General features: G+C 41.2%; 1 protein-coding gene. It reads left to right on the forward strand.

Annotated elements, in window-relative coordinates; translation table 11 throughout:
- Positions 1-600: SIALI-17 repeat-containing surface protein (locus GMD4S_RS00155; protein WP_000341993.1), on the forward strand; the 600-nt coding region annotated here is incomplete at both ends.

Raw genomic sequence — 600 nt, forward strand, 5'->3', positions numbered from 1 at the left:
AAGAAATCGTAAAAAGCGAAATGATTTCTGATCAAGTGACGCTTGAACCTGTTTCTGAAATTATTTTAGTTGGAACAGCTCCAACTAACTCGATACCAAAAGAAACTCCAGTTCACGAAGTTCCGGAATTGTCAGAATATGGTACAACTCCTGAAACAGCGCCAGTTCATGAAATTCCGGAATTGACAGAATATGGCGCAACTCCTGAAACAGCACCAGTTCATGAAGTTCCAGAATTGTCAGAATATGGTACAAGTCCTGAGACAGTGCCAGTTCACGAAGTTCCAGAATTGACAGAATATGGCACAAATTCTGAGACAGCGCCAGTTCATGAAGTTCCAGAATTAACAGAATATGGTACAAGTTCTGATACGCCTCCAGTTCAAGAGATTCCAGAACTGACGGAATATGGGACAAATCCTGATACAGCTCCTGTTCACGAAGTTCCAGAATTGGCAGAGTATGGCACCAGTTCTGATACAGCTCCAGTTCAAGAGATTCCAGAACTGACAGAATATGGGACAAATCCTGATACAGCTCCTATTCATGAGAATTCTGAGTTGGAATTGACTACAAATGATGAGGTTAGAATAGAAAAGA

The sequence above is a fragment of the Streptococcus sp. GMD4S genome, from assembly GCF_000296955.1.